The sequence below is a fragment of the Marinobacter goseongensis genome, from assembly GCF_023156235.1.
GTDB lineage: Bacteria > Pseudomonadota > Gammaproteobacteria > Pseudomonadales > Oleiphilaceae > Marinobacter > Marinobacter goseongensis.
Map to the genome: position 1 here is coordinate 1 of NZ_JAKZAI010000082.1, position 891 is coordinate 891.

Annotated in this window: 1 protein-coding gene; it reads left to right on the forward strand. The window is 51.5% G+C overall.

The features are described from left to right. Positions 1-464 (forward strand): zinc-binding dehydrogenase (locus tag MLC70_RS18430; RefSeq protein ID WP_248186007.1); only part of this gene is annotated, 464 nt, incomplete at its 5' end. Between the last annotated feature and the right edge of the window lie 427 nt (positions 465-891).

The window sequence follows — 891 nt, forward strand, 5'->3', positions numbered from 1 at the left end:
TGAATCACCGTGAACCCTTGCAGCCCCAGATCGAAACACTGGTGTCTGCCGGCAAAATTGGTTCTGTAACCCATGTGGCCAGTCTTAACGCCACAGATCAATACTTCGACGATTATGTGGCGGTGCTTAAGCCGTTTGGAAAGATTGCCATGATCGACGATCCTGCAAGTCTGGACGTAATGAAGATCAAGCCGAAGAGTCTATCATTACACATTGAATTCATGTTCGCCCGCTCAATGCACCAGGCGGATGATATGCAGGTTCAGCACGACTTGTTGAATGAGGTCTCACGGCTTGTAGATCAAGGCTTCATCCGCACAACTGCAGGTAAGTACCTCGGAGCGATCAACGCCGAGAATCTACGTGCCGCACACGCCGAACTGGAATCAGGAACCGCCGTTGGCAAGATTGTGCTGGAGGGTTTTGCCTGTCGGGTTCTACCCCGTTACTGCGGACATTCCTAAGAAGAGTCACTCTTAAAGAACCCGGCAAACGATCAAGTTGCCCCATTGCTTCAGCACTTGGATCGCCAGCAATGGGGCTATAGATCTTATTTGGATTCGCCCCGGTATACTAGTCTACAAAAAGAGCACAGGAGGGACTGCCATGAGTAGCCAAACCTGTGCCCCGGAATTCAAAGCTGACGCGGTGGAGTGGAGGTATCAGGTTCAGCCGTTGGACTCCAAGCCTTCCAGAATATGCGGCCAGCAGGCTTTGCATCGGCTGCGTAGCAGGTCGCTGTGGCCGATTTCTTTCAAGCCAAAACTGCCTGGTTCCAAAAAATTTTTTTTATCTGGGCGTTGGGCAGCAGGCGCAGAAAGTCTTCCACGTTTGCAGGCACGGCAATGTGGTCATCTGTTGCGGTTAGCGACAGAACGGGGGCTTTTATAT